17 protein-coding genes are annotated in these 16,203 nt (G+C 71.2%); 16 read left to right on the top strand and 1 reads right to left on the bottom strand.

Translation table 11 applies throughout. The features are described 5' to 3' along the window. The 8 genes from carB to VNT50_RS04465 all read left to right on the top strand — a co-directional run. The coding region (gene carB, locus VNT50_RS04500; RefSeq protein ID WP_325483905.1) for a carbamoyl-phosphate synthase large subunit at window positions 1-2,812 on the top strand (2,812 nt) is incomplete at its 5' end. Beyond that, window positions 2,809-3,660, top strand: a complete 852-nt coding sequence (gene pyrF / locus VNT50_RS04495) for an orotidine-5'-phosphate decarboxylase (RefSeq protein ID WP_325483904.1) — start codon at window positions 2,809-2,811, stop codon at window positions 3,658-3,660. The genes carB and pyrF, both read left to right, overlap by 4 nt. After that, window positions 3,653-4,570 carry a guanylate kinase gene (gene gmk, locus VNT50_RS04490; RefSeq protein ID WP_325483903.1) on the top strand — a complete coding sequence of 306 codons (918 nt, stop codon included), beginning with the start codon at window positions 3,653-3,655 and terminating at the stop codon, window positions 4,568-4,570. Before pyrF ends, gmk begins: the two co-directional genes overlap by 8 nt. Window positions 4,571-4,682: 112 nt before the next feature. Continuing rightward, complete coding sequence (gene rpoZ, locus VNT50_RS04485) at window positions 4,683-4,940, top strand: DNA-directed RNA polymerase subunit omega (RefSeq protein ID WP_325483902.1); 258 nt, start codon at window positions 4,683-4,685, stop codon at window positions 4,938-4,940. 129 nt (window positions 4,941-5,069) lie between these two features. Continuing rightward, entirely contained in the window at window positions 5,070-6,263 is a 1,194-nt protein-coding gene (metK, locus tag VNT50_RS04480; protein WP_325483901.1) for a methionine adenosyltransferase, read from the top strand. Between the two features lies 1 nt (window position 6,264). Next, window positions 6,265-8,280, top strand: a complete 2,016-nt coding sequence (locus tag VNT50_RS04475) for a primosomal protein N' family DNA-binding protein (protein WP_325483900.1) — start codon at window positions 6,265-6,267, stop codon at window positions 8,278-8,280. 29 nt (window positions 8,281-8,309) lie between these two features. Next, on the top strand, window positions 8,310-9,230 hold the full coding sequence (gene fmt / locus VNT50_RS04470; protein ID WP_325483899.1) for a methionyl-tRNA formyltransferase: 921 nt from the start codon (window positions 8,310-8,312) through the stop codon (window positions 9,228-9,230). Next, window positions 9,227-10,597: an RsmB/NOP family class I SAM-dependent RNA methyltransferase gene (locus VNT50_RS04465; RefSeq protein WP_325483898.1), complete on the top strand. Its 1,371-nt coding sequence runs from the start codon at window positions 9,227-9,229 to the stop codon at window positions 10,595-10,597. Before fmt ends, VNT50_RS04465 begins: the two co-directional genes overlap by 4 nt. A gap of 16 nt (window positions 10,598-10,613) precedes the next feature. Here VNT50_RS04465 and glsA read toward each other — a convergent pair whose 3' ends face one another. Then, window positions 10,614-11,771, bottom strand: coding sequence for a glutaminase A (gene glsA, locus VNT50_RS04460; protein WP_325483897.1), 1,158 nt, complete (start codon window positions 11,769-11,771; stop codon window positions 10,614-10,616). A 38-nt stretch (window positions 11,772-11,809) separates the two neighbouring features. On the opposite strand from glsA, the gene rpe reads away from it, so the two are divergent. The 8 genes from rpe to VNT50_RS04420 form a co-directional block, all read left to right on the top strand. Continuing rightward, on the top strand, window positions 11,810-12,487 hold the full coding sequence (rpe, locus tag VNT50_RS04455) for a ribulose-phosphate 3-epimerase (RefSeq protein ID WP_325483896.1): 678 nt from the start codon (window positions 11,810-11,812) through the stop codon (window positions 12,485-12,487). A gap of 58 nt (window positions 12,488-12,545) precedes the next feature. Further along, the gene (locus VNT50_RS04450; RefSeq protein ID WP_325483895.1) at window positions 12,546-12,809 is read left to right on the top strand and encodes a phosphoribosyl-ATP diphosphatase; all 264 of its coding nucleotides are present in this window, start codon (window positions 12,546-12,548) and stop codon (window positions 12,807-12,809) included. Window positions 12,810-12,855: 46 nt separating this feature from the next. After that, window positions 12,856-13,695, top strand: a complete 840-nt coding sequence (gene hisG, locus VNT50_RS04445) for an ATP phosphoribosyltransferase (protein ID WP_325483894.1) — start codon at window positions 12,856-12,858, stop codon at window positions 13,693-13,695. Window positions 13,696-13,703: 8 nt separating this feature from the next. Beyond that, on the top strand, window positions 13,704-14,474 hold the full coding sequence (hisF, locus tag VNT50_RS04440) for an imidazole glycerol phosphate synthase subunit HisF (RefSeq protein WP_325483893.1): 771 nt from the start codon (window positions 13,704-13,706) through the stop codon (window positions 14,472-14,474). Further along, window positions 14,471-14,839, top strand: a complete 369-nt coding sequence (gene hisI, locus VNT50_RS04435; protein WP_414683938.1) for a phosphoribosyl-AMP cyclohydrolase — start codon at window positions 14,471-14,473, stop codon at window positions 14,837-14,839. Before hisF ends, hisI begins: the two co-directional genes overlap by 4 nt. Then, a complete protein-coding gene (locus VNT50_RS04430) occupies window positions 14,836-15,426 on the top strand; it encodes a Trp biosynthesis-associated membrane protein (RefSeq protein ID WP_325483891.1) in 591 nt (196 codons plus the stop codon). Before hisI ends, VNT50_RS04430 begins: the two co-directional genes overlap by 4 nt. A 48-nt stretch (window positions 15,427-15,474) precedes the next feature. Beyond that, the gene (locus VNT50_RS04425; protein WP_325483890.1) at window positions 15,475-15,705 is read left to right on the top strand and encodes a DUF6704 family protein; all 231 of its coding nucleotides are present in this window, start codon (window positions 15,475-15,477) and stop codon (window positions 15,703-15,705) included. Between the two features lie 35 nt (window positions 15,706-15,740). Then, on the top strand, window positions 15,741-16,203 hold a 463-nt coding region (locus tag VNT50_RS04420; protein ID WP_325483906.1), incomplete at its 3' end, for an indole-3-glycerol phosphate synthase TrpC.

Below are 16,203 nucleotides of genomic sequence, written 5' to 3'. Positions count from 1 at the left end.
CGACGACCTGGGCTATCCGGTCGTGGTGCGCCCCTCCTACACGATGGGCGGCAGCGGCTCCGGCCTCGCCTACAACGAGGAAGACCTGCACCGCATCGCCGGCTCCGGGCTCGCCCTCAGCCCCACGACCGAAGTGCTCCTTGAGGAGTCGATCCTCGGGTGGAAGGAGTACGAGCTCGAGGTCATGCGCGACCGTGCCGACAACGTCGTGATCGTGTGCTCCATTGAGAACTTCGACCCCATGGGCGTGCACACCGGCGACTCGATCACGGTGGCGCCGGCGATGACGCTGACCGACCGCGAGTACCAGCAGCTGCGCGACCTCTCGATCGGCATCATCCGTTCGGTCGGCGTCGACACGGGCGGCTGCAACATCCAGTTCGCCGTCGACCCCGCCGACGGCCGCATCATCGTGATCGAGATGAACCCGCGGGTCTCGCGCTCGTCGGCGCTGGCGTCGAAGGCGACCGGGTTCCCGATCGCCAAGATCGCGGCCAAGCTCGCGATCGGCTACCGGCTCGACGAGATCCCGAACGACATCACCAAGGTGACGCCCGCGAGCTTCGAGCCCACGCTCGACTACGTCGTGGTCAAGGTGCCGCGGTTCGCGTTCGAGAAGTTCCCGGCCGCCGACGCGACGCTGACGACCACGATGAAGTCGGTGGGCGAGGCCATGGCGATCGGCCGCAACTACGCGACCGCGCTGCAGAAGGCGCTGCGCTCGCTCGAGAAGCGCGGTTCGAGCTTCCACTGGGGCGTCGAGCCGCGCTCGCTCGAGCAGCTGCTCGAGATCGCCGCGGTCCCGACCGATGGCCGCATCGTCACGGTGCAGCAGGCGCTCCGCAAGGGCGCCACGGTCGAGCAGCTGTTCGGGGCGACCGGGATCGACCCGTGGTTCCTCGATCAGATCGTCCTGATCAACGAAGTCGCGGAGTTCGTGCACGGCGCTGCCGAGCTCAGCCCGGACGTGCTCCGGATCGCGAAGGAGCACGGCTTCAGCGACGCCCAGATCGCACAGCTGCGGGGCGATTCGGAGGTCGGCATCCGCGGCATCCGCCACGCGTTCGGACTCCGTCCCGTCTACAAGACCGTCGACACGTGCGCAGGCGAGTTCCCCGCGCTCACGCCGTACCACTACTCGAGCTACGACTTCGAGACCGAGGTGCAGCCCTCGGAGCGGACCAAGATCGTCATCATCGGCTCGGGCCCGAACCGCATCGGCCAGGGCGTCGAGTTCGACTACTCGTGCGTGCACGCGTCGTTCGCCCTCTCCGAAGCGGGCTACGAGACCGTCATGGTCAACTGCAACCCCGAGACGGTCTCGACCGACTACGACACGAGCGACCGCCTCTACTTCGAGCCGCTGACCCTGGAGGACGTGCTCGAAGTTCTGCATGCCGAGGCCCGATCGGGCCAGATCCTGGGCGTGATCTGTCAGCTCGGCGGGCAGACGCCCCTCGGCCTCGCGAAGGGCATCCAGGATGCCGGCTACCGCATCCTCGGCACGAGCCCCGCGGCCATCGACCTCGCCGAGGAGCGGCAGCTCTTCAGCGACATCCTCGACGCGGCAGCGCTTCTCGCCCCCCGCCACGGCACCGCGACCGACGTCGAGGGCGCCGTACGGGTCGCGGAGGACATCGGCTACCCGATCCTCGTGCGTCCCAGCTTCGTCCTCGGTGGGCGCGGCATGGAGATCGTGTACGACACGGCCAGCCTGCGCGACTACTTCGTGCGAACGGCGGGAGAGGTGATCGTCGGGCCGGGGATGCCGCTGCTCGTCGACCGGTTCCTCGACGACGCCATCGAGCTCGACGTCGACGCCCTGTACGACGGACACGAGCTGTACATCGGAGGGGTGATGGAGCACCTCGAGGAGGCGGGCATCCACTCCGGCGACTCGAGCTGCACGCTGCCACCCATCTCGCTCGGCCGCACCGAGGTCGATCGCGTGCGCGAGGCGACGCTCGCGATCGCGCAGGGCGTCGGCGTGCAGGGCCTGATCAACGTGCAGTTCGCGATCAGCGCGGGCGTGCTGTACGTCATCGAGGCGAATCCCCGCGCGAGCCGCACCGTGCCCTTCGTCTCCAAGGCGCTCGGCATCCCGCTCGCGAAGGCCGCCGCGCGCATCATGGCGGGCGCCACGATCGCCGAGCTCAAGACCGAGGGGCTGCTGCCGCAGATCGACGGGTCGCGCGTCCCCCTCGACTCGCCGGTGTCGGTCAAGGAGGCCGTGCTGCCGTTCAAGCGGTTCCGCACGAAGGACGGGCAGACGGTCGACTCCGTGCTCGGCCCCGAGATGCGCTCGACGGGCGAGGTGATGGGCATCGACCGCGACTTCCCGCGCGCGTTCGCGAAGAGCCAGGAGGCCGCGTACGGGGGTATGCCGCTTACGGGCACGGTCTTCATCTCGGTGGCCGACAGCGACAAGCGCGCCGTCATCCTTCCCGCGCACCGCCTGCAGCAGCTCGGCTTCACGCTCGTCGCCACCGAGGGCACGGCCGAGATCCTGGCCCGCAACGGCATCGCCGTCGAGGTCGTGAACAAGTACAGCGCGACGCAGGAATCGGGGGAGACGAACATCGTCGACCTCATCAATGCGGGCGAGATCGACATCGTCGTGAACACCCCGAGCGGTCGCTCGGCGCGCGCCGACGGCTACGAGATCCGCGCCGCGGCCGTCGCCGCCGACAAGGCGCTCTTCACGACAATGGCGGTGCTCGGTGCCGCGGTGAGCTCGTTCGACGCGGTGCGTGCCGGCTACGACGTCAAGAGCCTGCAGGAATACGCGATCGAACGGGCGGCTCGCCTGTGAGCGACGCACCCGCATTCGGCGACCGCGTCCGCGGGGCTCTGGGGGAGAGGGGCCCGCTCTGCGTGGGCATCGACCCGCATGAGCACCTGCTCCGCGCGTGGGAACTGGACGCCTCGGCCGCGGGCGTGCGCGAGTTCGGGCTGAGGACGGTGGATGCCGCGGCCGGCCGCGCCGGCATCGTCAAGCCGCAGGTGTCGTTCTTCGAGCGCTACGGCTCGGCGGGGTTCGCCGCCCTCGAGGACGTGCTCGCGGCGGCGCGTGCGGCGGGGCTGCTCGTGATCGCCGACGCCAAGCGCGGCGATATCGGCACGACCATGGACGCCTACACGCGCGCGTGGCTCACCCCGGGCTCGCCGCTGGAGGCCGACGCGATCACCGTCAGCCCCTACCTCGGGGTGCTCTCGCTCGTCGACACCTTCCGCTTCGCCCTCGCACACGGCAAGGGCGTCTTCGTGCTCGCCGCCACCAGCAATCCCGAGGCGCACGCCCAGCAACGGGCGATCGTCGGCGGGGAGCGGACGATCGCGGCCGAGATCACCCGCGAGGTCTCGGGGTTCAACGCGGTTTCGACCGTTCCCGGCGAGTGGGCGAGCATCGGATTCGTGATCGGCGCTACGGTCGATTGGGCGGATGCCGGGCTGCCGGCGCAGATCGCACCCATTGCCCCGATCCTCGCTCCGGGGTTCGGTCACCAGGGAGCGAAGCCGGGGGAGCTCGCCGGGCTCTTCGGCAGCGCCGCGTCCGCCGTCATCGCGTCGGAGAGCCGCAGCCTGCTCGCGGCCGGGCCCGACGGGCTTGCTGCGGCGATCGACGCACGCGTTCGGGAGTACAGGAGTTCACATGGTTGACGGACAGCGGCCGCCCGAGGTCGACCGCGTCGCGGCATCCCGCAAGGCCGTCGCCGCGCGGCGCGCCCGCGCGAGCCTCAAGCGCGACGTCAGCACTCGCGTCGTCTCGCCGCAGGAGCTCCTGCGCCGCGCCTACGCCGATCCGGCATCGCCCGCGGGCACGATGCGCGTCACAGAGTTTCTGACCAGCATCCCCGCGATCGGCGAGGGCAAGCGCGATCGCATCCTGCGCCAGCTCGACATCTCGCCGGTCAAGCGCGTCGGCGGTCTGGGCGCGCGCCAGCGCCGTGACCTCGGCCGCTGGCTCGATGACCGGCTGCCCGAGCCCGCGCCCCGGGCAGGCCGCAGCCGCCTCATCGTCCTGGCCGGCCCGACCGCCGTCGGCAAGGGCACGGTGGCCGCGCACATCCAGGAGCACCACCCCGAGATCCACCTCTCGGTGTCGGCGACGACACGCCCACCGCGCCCCTCCGAGGTCGACGGCGAGCACTACTACTTCGTCGACGACGCGGAGTTCGACCGGCTCATCGCCTCGGGCGCGCTGCTCGAGCACGCGACCGTGCACAACAAGTACCGCTACGGCACCCCGCGCGCGCCGATCGAGAAGGCACTGGCCGAGGGGCAGACGGTGCTGCTCGAGATCGATCTGCAGGGCGCCCGACAGGTGCTCGAGGCGGAACCGAGCGCCACCCTCGTCTTCCTGCTTCCGCCCAGCTGGGACGAACTCGTCCAGAGACTCGTCGGCCGCGGCACCGAAGACGACGAGGAGAGGGCCCGTCGCCTGCGCACCGCGCGCACCGAATTGGCCGCCCAGAACGAGTTCGACTACCGCGTCGTGAACGACGACGTCGCCTCGGCGTCGCGCGAGGTCGTAGAATTGGTCCAGGCGCCCGCGCGCCCGACGAGCTGAGCGCTTGTGGATCGACTCGGTCCCTGAGCGAGCGAAGCGAATCGAAGGGCGCGCGCCCACAGTGCGCTGCCGCTTCTCACTGACATCCGTCACCGAAACAGGAGGTTTCGCCATGGCCGGAACGAAGAACCAGGGCATCATCGACCCGCCCATCGACAACCTGCTCGACAAGGTCGACTCGAAGTACCAGCTGGTCATCTACGCATCCAAGCGTGCGCGCCAGATCAACGACTACTACTCCGACCTGCACGAGGGCAACCTCTTCGACAACGTCGGGCCGCTCGTCGACTCCTCGGTCGAGGACAAGCCGCTCACGATCGCGCTGCACGAGATCAACGAGGACAAGCTCCGCCTGCGCCACGTCGAGTAGCGGTGCGAGACGCGTCGAGCGTCACACTGCGACAGCCGCCGACGAGTGTCGGACGGCGCGGGCATACTGGTGCCGATCCGCACCCGTACTGGAGCACGCCCTGCACCCCGGGGCCGACCTGGAGCATCGATGACTGAGCTGCGTCTGTTCACCTCGGAGTCCGTCACCGAGGGACACCCCGACAAGATCTGCGACCAGATCTCCGACAGCATCCTCGATGCGATCCTCGCCGACGATCCCACCGGTCGCGCCGCGGTCGAGACGCTCGTCACCACGGGCCTCGTGCACGTGGCGGGCGAGGTGTCGACGAGCGCGTACGTCGAGATCCCCGCCATCGTCCGCGGCGTGGTCAATCGCATCGGCTACACGTCGAGCGACACCGGCTTCGACGGCGAGTCGTGCGGGGTCAGCGTCTCGATCGGCGCCCAGTCCTCCGACATCGCGGCCGGCGTCGACAAGGCCTTCGAGCGCCGCGAGGGCGGCTCCGTCGACCCCCGGGACGAGCAGGGTGCCGGCGATCAGGGCATCATGTTCGGCTACGCGACGACCGAGACCCCGCAGCTCATGCCCATGGCGGCGTGGACGGCGCATCGCATGGCGGAGCGCCTCGCCGAAGTGCGCCGGAGCGGTGCCCTGCCGTTTTTGCGCCCCGACGGCAAGACGCAGGTCACGCTCGGATACGACGGCCAGGTGCCCAAGACGGTCGAATCGGTCGTGCTCTCGACGCAGCATCACCCGGACATCTCGCAGAAGGCGCTGCGCGCCGCCGTCCGGGCCGAGGTCATCGACCCCATCCTCGAGGCGACGGGCCTCGACCTGCCCGATGTGAAGTTCTACATCAATCCCGCCGGACCGTTCGTGACCGGCGGTCCCAAGGGCGACGCCGGGCTGACGGGGCGCAAGATCATCATCGACACCTACGGCGGCGCATCGCGCCACGGCGGCGGCGCGTTCAGCGGCAAAGACCCGTCGAAGGTCGATCGCTCGGGCGCCTACGCGATGCGCTGGGTTGCGAAGAACGCGGTTGCTGCAGGCCTCGCGGACCGCCTCGAGGTGCAGATCGCCTACGCCATCGGCAAGGCCAAGCCGGTGGGGCTCTACGTGGAGACCTTCGGGACCGGCCGCGTGCCCGACGACGCCATCACGCGCGCGATCCTCGACGTCTTCGACCTGCGCCCGAAGGCGATCATCGACCAGCTCGACCTGCTCCGCCCCATCTACGCCCAGACGGCCGCCTACGGGCACTTCGGCCGCGAGCTTCCCGACTTCACGTGGGAGCGTCTCGACCGGGTCGACGAGCTCCGCGCAGCCGCCGGGGCGTGAGATGGCTCCGCCTCTCGGCGGGGCGGCGAGGATGCCGCGGCGCGTCGCCCGCGTGCTGATCGACTCGCCCCTTCCGCAGCTCGACAGGCTCTTCGACTACGCCATCCCCGACAACCTCGCGGCGGAGGCCCAACCGGGTGTCCGCGTACGAGTGCCGCTGCGAACGGCGGGGCGCCTCGTCGACGCATACCTCGTCGAGCTGGGCGAGGCGGATGACGCCGAGCGGCCGCTCTCCGAGCTCGACGCCGTCGTCTCGTCGGCCGCCGTGCTGCCGCCGCACCTGTACGCCCTGGCCCGCCGCGTCGCCGATCGCGCCGCGGGCTCGGCCGTCGACATCCTCCGGCTGGTGCTGCCCAAGCGCCAGGTGCGGGTCGAGAAGGCGTGGCTGACGGCGGATGCCCCGCCACGGCCGGTCCCCTCCGACGAAGCGCGCGCCTGGGCTCTGAAGACCCTCGCCCCGTTCGCGGGGCTCGGCGATGCGCTGCCCGCGGGGGAGCGGGTGGCGCTCGATGCCCCGCCCCGCCCGGCGATCGCACCCGCCGGCGGCGAGGTCGGCGCGTGGGCCCTCACCCTCGCGGCCGCCGCGGTCACCGTGCTCGCGGAGGGCCGCAGTGCGATCATCGTCGTCCCCGACTACCGCGACCAGGAGCAGGTCGAGTCGGCGTTCGACGGCGTGCTGCCAGAGGGGGCGCTCGTGCGCTTCGACGCGCGGCGCCCGAACCCCGAGCGCTACCGCTCGTTCCTCCGGGCCCTCGGCCGGGCGCCCTGCATCGTGATCGGCAACCGGTCGGCGGTCTATGCCCCCGTCCGCGACCTGGGGCTCATCGCGGTGTGGGACGACGGCGATCCCCTCCTCGAGGAGCCCCTCGCCCCGTACGTGCACGCCCGGGATGCCGCCCTCGTGCGCCAGGAGCTGGACGGCGGCGCCCTGCTGTTCGCGGGTCATACGCGCACGACCGACGTGGAGCGACTCGTCGCCGTGGGGTGGCTTCGCGAGGTGGCGACCGCCCGGCGGGAGGCCCCGAAAGTCGTCCTGAGCGCGTCGGTCCAGGGTGAGGCGCAGTCCGCGCGCGTGCCTTCGTCGGCGTTCCGGGCCGCCCGCGAGGCGCTGGCCCACGGGCCCGTGCTCGTGCAGGTGGCACGGCCCGGCTATTCACCCGTCCTCGTCTGCGGGGACTGCCGTCAGCCGGCGCGCTGCCCCGAATGTGCCGGGCCTCTCCACGCACCGGGCCCGCGCGCGGTGCCGGTGTGCGGATGGTGCGGACGCGCCGCCCGCGGCTGGGTCTGCCCGCACTGCGAGTCATCGAAGCTCCGCCTGGCCTCCTCCGGCAGCGAGCGCACCGCCGACGAACTCGGGCGAGCGTTCCCCGGCGTCCGGGTGATCGTCGCCGACGGCGATCATCCGGTCACCCACGTCGATGCACGTCCGGCGCTGGTCGTGGCGACGAGGGGTGCCGAACCTCTGGCCGCCGGCGGCTACCGCGCCGTCATCCTGCTCGACGGCGATCGGATGCTGCTCGCCGAGTCGCTCCGCATCGCCGAGTCGTGTCTGCGCTGGTGGTCGAACGCTGCGGCCCTCGCGGCACCGGGCGCGCCCGTGCACCTGGTGGGGGTGACCGGGGGCGTCGCACGAGCGCTGGCCACGTGGACGCAGCCCGCCTACGCACGGGCGGAGCTCGTGACCCGCGCACCGCTGCGAATGCCCCCCGCTTCGCGGGTCGCCCTGCTCGAGGGTTCTCCGGCGGCCGTCGATCGCGCGCTGGCGGCGCTGCGCGAGGCGGTGCCCGACATGGCGGCCGACGCCATCCTCGGCCCGCTCCCCGACGAAGACCCGCGCTCGGACGTGCCGCATGCCCGCACACTCGTGCGGTTCGACTACGCGAGCGGCTCGGCCGTCACCTCCAGCCTGCGCTCCTCGGTCGTCGCGGAGGCACTGCGCTCCCGCCGCGCAGCAAAGGGCCGGACGCCGCGCAATACACTCAGAGTGCGGGTCGACGTCGTGGACCCGCTTCTCTAGGAACGGCGCGGGGCTCTGACGGAGGCGACATGCGGTTGATCTTCGCCGGGACACCCGAAGCGGCAGTCCCTTCGCTCCGCGTGCTCGCCGCATCCGATCACGACATCGCGACGGTCGTCACCCGCCCCGACGCGCCCCTCGGACGCAAGCGGGTGATCACGCCCTCGCCGGTGGGCGCCGCCGCCGAAGACCTCGGGCTGCCGGTTCTCAAGACGGCACGGCTGGATGATGCGGCCACCGCGCAGCTGGCGGCACTCCATGCGGAACTCGGCGTGATCGTGGCGTACGGGGGGCTCGTGCGCGAACCGCTGCTCTCCACGCCCGCCCACGGATGGATCAACCTGCACTTCTCGCTGCTGCCGCGCTGGCGGGGAGCGGCGCCGGTGCAGCACGCCCTGATCGCGGGCGACGAGGAGACGGGTGCGAGCGTGTTCCAGCTCGTGACCGAGCTCGACGCGGGCGACGTGTACGACGAGCGCCGCTACGCGGTGTCGTCCCGCGCCACCGCGGCGGACGTGCTGTTCGACCTCGCCGGGCTCGGCGCGGAGCTGCTCCGCGATGTGGTGGCGGGAATCGAGGACGGCACGGCGGTCGCCGCCCCGCAGGCCGGTGTCGCAACGTTCGCCCCGAAGCTCAGCGAAGCGGATGGGGCGATCGACTGGGAGCGATCCGCCGAAGCGATCTCGGGCCGCATCCGCGGGGTCACCCCCGAGCCGGGCGCGCACACGACCGTCGGCGGGATACGCCTCAAACTGCTCGATGCCCACCTTCCCGACGGCTCGGTGTCGCTGAGGCCCGGAGAGATCGCCGCGCGAGGCCGCGACATCCTGATCGGCACCGCGACGCAGGCGATCGCCGTATCGCGTGTGCAGCCCTCGGGCAAGCAGGCGATGGCCGCCGGCGACTGGTGGCGCGGTGTGCGCAGCGGCGAAGCGCGAGCGGGCACATGAGCGCGGTTCAGCCGGCGCGCCGGGTCGCGTTCGACACGCTGCGGGCGGTGCACGAGTCGGATGCCTACGCCAACCTGCTGCTGCCGCGCGCGATCGCGCGCGCCGGCCTGTCGACGCAGGACGCCGGTCTCGCGACGGAGCTGACCTACGGCACACTGCGCCGCCAGGGAACGTACGACGCCATCATCATGGCGGCATCTTCCCGCGACGTCCGCGACATCGATCCGCCGGTGCTCGACGCCCTGCGCCTGGCGATCCATCAGCTGCTGCACACCCGTGTCGCCTCGCACGCGGCGGTGAACGAGTCCGTGACGCTCGCCCGCGAGGCCCTCGGCCATTCGGCATCCGGGTTCACGAACGCCGTTCTGCGACGCATCTCGCGGGAGACGCCGGGGGAGTGGATGTCGCGCATCGATGCGGCGGCCCGCTCCGACGACGAACGACTCGGCCTTCACACCGCGCATCCCGTGTGGATCATCCGGGCGTTCCGCCGCGCGCTCGCGGCCGAAGGGCGGGCGCACGAGATCGACGCCCTGCTCGCTGCGGACAACATCTCGCCGGGGGTGACGATGGCGGCGCTGCCTGGCATCAGCGAGATGCCCGAGGACGCGCAGCGCACGCCGTATTCGCCGATCGGCTTCCGGCTCGGCGGCGGCGACCCCGATTCCGTGGTCAGAGGCTCGGAGGGACGCATCCGCGTGCAGGACGAGGGTTCGCAGCTCGCGGCCCTCGCCCTCAGCCGCGCCGTGCCGATCCGCGAAGGCGAGCGCTGGCTCGATCTCTGCGCCGGTCCCGGCGGCAAGACCGCGGTGCTCGCCGCGGAGGCGCTGGCGGGTGGCGCGAGGCTCGATGCCAACGAGATCACCCCCGCACGCGCGGGCCTCGTGCGCGGGGCCGTGGAGGGCGTTCCGCTCGAGGTCGAGGTCAGCGAAGAGGACGGTCGCGACCTCGTCGCGGACGGGTCGCAGCGTTACGACCGCATCCTCGTCGATGCCCCGTGCACCGGGCTCGGCGCCCTCCGCCGACGGCCGGAGGCGCGGTGGCGCAAGTCTCCCTCCGACGTGCCCGACCTCGCGAGGCTCCAGGCCGAGCTCGTCGACGCCGCCCTCGGCGCGCTCGCTCCCGGCGGCATCCTGGCGTATGTGACCTGCTCTCCGCACCTGGCCGAGACAACGGCGGTCGTCGCCGACGCGCGGCGGGCGTGGGGCGATCGCATCGAGGAGCTCGACGCGCGTCAGGTGCTGCAGGAGGTCAGCGCGACCCCGCTCGACCTGCCGGCGCCCTCGGACGGATCGGGCCGCGCCCAGCTCTGGCCGCATCGGCACGGCACGGATGCGATGTTCATCACGCTGCTGCGCCGCCTCTAGCGAGCGATTCGCGGGTTCAGCCGATGATCCGCACGCCGTCGCTCTCGCCGAGCTGGGTGCGCAGCACGACGAGCACCGCGGGGTGCGTGCGGGCGAGGTCGGTCCCGTCGATCGTGATCTTCTCGGAGTCGGCGAGCTCGGCCACGACCGTCATGACCCGCTCGATGCCGCTGATGCCGAGCTCGCCACCCAGGCGCACGACGGTCTCGCCGTCGTTGCGCTCGATGCGGATGGTCGGCTCGGCGATGCCTGCGTGCGATTCGAGCAGGTGCATCTCGAAGTCGCTCGAAAGTCGCTCGAGGGCGGCCGCCGCCCGCACGCTGTTGCCGTGCGCGTCCAGCCGCGGGCTGAACACCCCGACCCCGAACTGCGACGGAGCCACGGCGAGCAGGCCGCCGCTGACACCGCTCTTGGCGGGAAGGCCGACCCGCAGCAGCCACTCGCCGGAGAAGTCGTACATCCCGCAGCTGGACATGACCGAGATGACATCGCGCGCGACCGCGGGGGAGACGACCTGCACCCCCGTCGTGGGATTGCGGCCACCGAAGGCGAGGGTCGCGGCCATGACCGCGAGGTCGCGCACCGTCACCAGGATCGAGCACTGCCGGAAATAGACCTCGAGGGCCTCATCGACATCGCCCGTGATGATGTCGTACGAGCGCATCAGATGCCCCAGGGCACGATTGCGATGCCCCGTCTGCGACTCCGACCGGTACACGGACTCGTCGATCCACAGCGACCGCCCCGCGAAGCGCGACAGTCCCGCCACGATCGCCGCCGTGCGCGAGTCGATGCCGTCGCCCGGCAGCATCGCGGTCGTGGCGATGGCCCCCGCGTTGACGAGCGGGTTGGCGGGCCGTCCGGTGGCCGGCTCGAGGCTGATCGCGTTGAATGGCTCGCCGCTCGGTTCGACACCGACGCGGCGGAACACCTCCTCCCGGCCGAGGTCGGCGAGGGCGAGGGCGAGCACGAACGGCTTGGAGATCGACTGGATGCTGAACTCGGCGTGATCGTCGCCGACCGACAGGACCGCACCGCGGGGGCCGACGATCGCCAGGGCCAGGAGGTCGGGCTCCGCTGTCGCGAGCTCGGGGATGTACTGGGCGGTCTGGCCGCCGTCGTTCGGGCGAATGTCGGCCAAGATGCCATCGAGCAGCTGGAGGATGGGGTCCACGGACCTGACCCTATCGGCGCACTCGCCATAATGGACGCGTGCCCCCCGAAGACTCGCAGCCCCGCATCAACCCCAGCATTCTCGCCGCCGACTTCGCGAACATGCAGTCGGATCTGGCCCGCATCGCGGGCGCCGACTTCGTGCACGTCGACGTCATGGACAACCATTTCGTGCCGAATCTGACGTTCGGCCCGCAGATGGTCGAGCGCGTGCAGGCGACGAGCCCGGTCCCGCTCGATGTGCACCTGATGATCACCGATCCGGCCCGCTGGGCACCCGGCTACGCCGAGCTCGGTGCGGCATCGGTCACGTTCCACCTCGAGGCCGCGGCCGAACCCGTGACGCTCGCGCGCACTCTGCGCGGCATCGGCGCGCGAGCCGGCGTGGCGGTCAAGCCGGGCACGCCGATCGACGGGCTGCTCGATGTGCTCGACGAGTTCGACCAGATCCTGGTGATGACGGTCGAGCCCGGCTTCGGCGGCCAGTCGTTCATGCCCGAGACGATGCCGAAGCTGCGGATGCTGTCGGACGAGGCGCGGCGGCGGGGGAGCGCCGTGTGGCTCCAGGTCGACGGCGGCATCTCCGAGTCGACGATCGCCCAGGCGGCCGAGGCCGGAGCCGACACGTTCGTCGCCGGCTCCGCGGTGTTCGGCGCGGCCGACCCCGGCGCCGCGATCGCCGCCCTCCGCTCGATGGCCGCCCGGCACTCGCACTGATCAGCGCACACGCGTCGCACGGCTCCGCGGGCACTCGCGGGGCCGGTACCCTGGCATGGTGAAGACTTTCGACGAGCTGTTCGCGGAACTCGCGACGCGCGCTGCCGAACGGCCGGAAGGTTCCGGGACCGTCGCGCAGCTCGATGCCGGGGTGCACGCGATCGGCAAGAAGATCGTCGAAGAGGCCGCCGAGGTGTGGATGGCCGCGGAGTACGAGTCGCAGGAGGCCGCCGCGGAGGAGATCTCCCAGCTGCTGTATCACCTGCAAGTGCTGATGCTCGCGAAGAGCATCTCGCTCGAGGATGTCTACCGACATCTCTGACCCCGAGCCCAGCCCCTTTTCTCCGACACCGAAAGCTGCCGCATCCATGTTGCGTATCGCCGTGCCCAATAAGGGCTCCCTCGCTGACACGGCCTCCGAGATGCTCGCCGAGGCGGGCTACACGCTTCGCCGCGACCCCAAAGACCTGCACGTGATCGACCCGCACAACGGCGTCGAGTTCTTCTATCTCCGCCCGCGCGACATCGCGACGTACGTCGGCTCGGGGGCGCTGGATGTCGGCATCACGGGGCGCGACCTGCTGCTCGATGCCCGGATGCCTGCGCGCGAGATCGAATCCCTGGGATTCGCCGACTCCACGTTCCGCTTCGCAGGCCCCCCGGGGCGCTTCTCGACCCTGGAGGACCTCGAGGGCGTACGCGTCGCGACCGCCTACCCCGGGCTCGTCGACGGGTATCTCGACGAGCACGGCGTCGCCGTCGACCTCGTGCCGCTCGACGGCGCGGTCGAATCGGCGGTACGCCTGGGCGTAGCCGACGCGGTGGCGGATGTCGTCTCGACCGGAACCACGCTCAAGCAGGCGGGTCTGGAGATCTTCGGACCGATCCTGCTCGAGTCGGAGGCGGTGCTGATCACCGCGCCCGAGGAGGTCGAAGGCACCGAAACGCTCCTTCGCCGCCTGCGCGGCGTGATGGTCGCACGCCGGTATGTGATGGTCGACTACGACCTGCCCGCGAACCTCGTCGAGTCCGCCGTCGCGGTCGCCCCCGGCATCGAGTCGCCGACGATCTCGCCCCTGCGCGACCCGGAGTGGGTGGCCGTCCGGGTGATGAGCCCGCGGAAGGGCGTCAACCAGGTCATGGACGCCCTCTACGCCATCGGCGCGCGCGCCATCATCGTCACCGAGATCCACAACGCGAGGCTGTAGGTGCGCCGATGAGTCTCGTCTGCCGCGTCATCCCGTGCCTCGATGTCGCCGCGGGGCGCGTCGTCAAGGGCGTGAACTTCGCGAACCTGCGCGACATGGGCGATCCCGTCGAGCTCGCGGACCGCTACTTCGCACAGGGTGCCGACGAGATCACATTCCTCGACGTGACCGCCACCGTCGACGAGCGGTCGACGACGTACGACGTAGTCCGGCGCACCGCCGAGCGGGTGTTCATCCCGCTGACGGTAGGCGGGGGAGTGCGCTCCGCCGACGACGTGGCGCGCCTGCTCTCGGTCGGCGCCGACAAGATCGGCGTCAATTCCGCGGCCATCGCACGCCCCGCACTCGTCGATGAGATCGCCGACCGCTTCGGAGCCCAGGTGCTCGTCCTCTCGCTCGACGTCAAACGCTCGCAAGCCACCGAGAGCGGCTTCGTGGTGACGACCCACGGCGGCCGCACCGAGACGACGCTCGACGCGCTCGAGTGGGCGCGCGAGGCCATCGAGCGCGGAGCCGGCGAACTGCTCGTCAACTCGATCGACGCCGACGGCACGAAGCAGGGTTTCGACCTCGAGCTCATCCGGCTCATGCGGGAGGTGTCGAGCGTGCCCGTCATCGCCTCCGGCGGCGCGGGCGGCGTGGAGCACTTCGCCCCCGCCCTGCACGCCGGCGCAGACGCCGTTCTCGCCGCAAGCGTGTTCCACTCCGGCGCCCTCACCGTGGGCGATGTCAAAGATGCCCTGCGGGCGGATGGGATCGACGTGCGATGGGTGAAGTGAGCGCGCTCGAAGACCGCATCGCCCGGGTCGCCTTCAATGCCGACGGGCTCGTCGCGGCGATCATCCAGGAGTGGGACACCCGCGAAGTGCTCATGCTGGGATGGATGGATGCCGAGGCCCTGCGCCGCACGCTGACCACGGGCCGCGTCACCTTCTGGTCGCGCTCGCGCCAGGAATACTGGCGCAAGGGCGACACGTCCGGGCACACGCAGCACGTCAAGGCGGCACGACTCGACTGCGACGGCGACGCCGTCCTGATCGAGGTGCACCAGGTCGGGCCCGCGTGCCACACGGGCACCCGCACGTGCTTCGACGCCGACGATCTGCACGCCGTCGTCGGCGCCGACCCCGGGGAGACCCCGTGATCCGCAGGGCCCGGCTGCTCGCCGTCACGGCGACGCTGGCAGCCGGCGCCCTCGGCGTCATCTCCTCCACCCAGACCTGGCTGACCGTGACACTGACCCAGGGAGCCGACGAGGCGCTGCTCGTCGCCGGCGCCGCGGCGATCCCGGTGCTGGCTCCGCTCAGCCTGGCCGTGCTCGCGCTGGGTGCCGCCCTGTCGATCGTCGGGCTCGTTCTCCGTTACGTCTTCGGCGCGCTCACCGTCGCGATCGCCGCCGTGCTCGGGTGGCAGACCTGGGTCTCGTTCGTCGAACGCCCCACCTCTGCCGTCGCATCGACCGTGACGGGTGCCACCGGCATCAGCGGCGCGGATGCCGTGGCCGATCTCGTCGCGGCGGTCACGATCACCCCGTGGCCCGTCGTCACGCTCGTCGGCTGGGTCCTGCTGCTCGCGGCCGGCATCCTCACGCTCGTCACCGCGCGCACGTGGCGCGGCGCCGGCCGCCGGTACCGCACCGATGCGGCCACGTCGACGGCATCCCCGGCCGCGCCGCTCGATGCGGTCGACTCGTGGGATGGCCTGTCGCGCGGCGAGGATCCCACCCGCTGAGCCGCCCCACTAGACTGAAACGCGCTCGCAATCCCCTCGGAGGAGACTATGACCAACCCCATCGGCGACCCCGGTCACGGACACTCGCCCGCCGCGTGGACGGCCGTGACGATCATGCTCGTCGCGATCGGCATCGGAACGGTGGCCTACTTCTTCGACTGGGCGTGGCTCGTCTGGGCATCCGCCGGGCTCGTCGTCGTGGGTCTGCTCGTCGGCTGGGCCATGGCCAAGGCCGGCTACGGCGTCGGCGGCGACAAAGTCATCGCGAAAGAGCATTGATCACTCGTGCTGAGCGAGCGCCAGTGAGTCCAAGCATGCTCGCCGACCTCACGGCCGGCGCAGTCGAGGACGCGAACAGCCGCGCCGTGACACGTCCGCTCGCCGTCGTCGAGCGCGCCGCGCTGTCCGCGCCGGCCGCTCGCGATGCCATGGTTGCGCTTGCGCCCGGTGAACGCGTCAAGATCATCGCCGAGGTGAAGCGGGCGAGCCCCTCGCGCGGTGACCTCGCCAGCATCCCCGATCCCGCGCTGCAGGCCGGCCTCTACGAGCGCGGCGGCGCTTCGGCGATCAGCGTGCTGACCGAGGGGCGGCGCTTCAAGGGCAGTCTCGAAGACCTCGTCGCCGTGCACGGGGCGGTCTCGGTTCCCGTGCTGCGCAAAGACTTCATCGCCACCCCGTACCAGGTGCTCGAGGCCCGGGCCGCCGGCGCCGACCTCGTGCTGCTGATCGTCGCCGCCCTCGAGCAGCCGCTGCTCGAAGAGCTGCACGCACTCACCC

Origin of the sequence: Microbacterium sp. (assembly GCF_035554235.1) — a bacterium.
Lineage (GTDB): Bacteria > Actinomycetota > Actinomycetes > Actinomycetales > Microbacteriaceae > Microbacterium.
Note: the sequence above shows the minus strand (reverse complement) of the source record. Positions and strands in the feature narration are given on the sequence as shown.

Coding starts and splice junctions, on each gene's coding strand:
- gmk (WP_325483903.1), top strand. CDS start 3,653: ATGGTTGACGGACAGCGGCCGCCCGAGGTCGACCGCGTCGCGGCATCC.
- metK (WP_325483901.1), top strand. CDS start 5,070: ATGACTGAGCTGCGTCTGTTCACCTCGGAGTCCGTCACCGAGGGACAC.
- VNT50_RS04425 (WP_325483890.1), top strand. CDS start 15,475: ATGACCAACCCCATCGGCGACCCCGGTCACGGACACTCGCCCGCCGCG.
- fmt (WP_325483899.1), top strand. CDS start 8,310: ATGCGGTTGATCTTCGCCGGGACACCCGAAGCGGCAGTCCCTTCGCTC.
- rpoZ (WP_325483902.1), top strand. CDS start 4,683: ATGGCCGGAACGAAGAACCAGGGCATCATCGACCCGCCCATCGACAAC.
- VNT50_RS04465 (WP_325483898.1), top strand. CDS start 9,227: ATGAGCGCGGTTCAGCCGGCGCGCCGGGTCGCGTTCGACACGCTGCGG.
- VNT50_RS04475 (WP_325483900.1), top strand. CDS start 6,265: ATGGCTCCGCCTCTCGGCGGGGCGGCGAGGATGCCGCGGCGCGTCGCC.
- hisF (WP_325483893.1), top strand. CDS start 13,704: ATGAGTCTCGTCTGCCGCGTCATCCCGTGCCTCGATGTCGCCGCGGGG.
- hisG (WP_325483894.1), top strand. CDS start 12,856: ATGTTGCGTATCGCCGTGCCCAATAAGGGCTCCCTCGCTGACACGGCC.